This window comes from Bradyrhizobium sp. 25ACV, assembly GCF_054863005.1.
The window spans coordinates 1-250 of sequence record NZ_JAVAYO010000166.1 but is presented as its reverse complement, the minus strand read 5'-3'; the positions used below and the strand labels follow the sequence as shown (position 1 = coordinate 250).

At 64.4% G+C, this 250-nt stretch carries 1 pseudogene; it reads left to right on the top strand.

The features are described 5' to 3' along the window. Nucleotides 1-250, top strand: a pseudogene (locus RAD04_RS39010) (hypothetical protein); the annotation flags it as partial.

Here is a 250-nt window from a genome sequence, read left to right as displayed (position 1 = left end):
AAGGAAATGCGCGACATCGTGCGCAGCGACGACATGGATGCCGCCCTCGCCGCCTTGCTGCCGCGTCTGGAAAAAGCCGTGCTGGATTCGGAGCAGCGCCGCGAAACCCGGGTTGACCAGATCAGCACTGCGCTCACGGCCCTTGTCGCCCAGTTGCAGAAGTTACCGCTGCCCCGTGAAGTGGCCCGCCCGCTGAAAACCTTCGCCAAGCAACTCGATGGTCGTGTCGGGCAGGCGCGGGAGATACCGT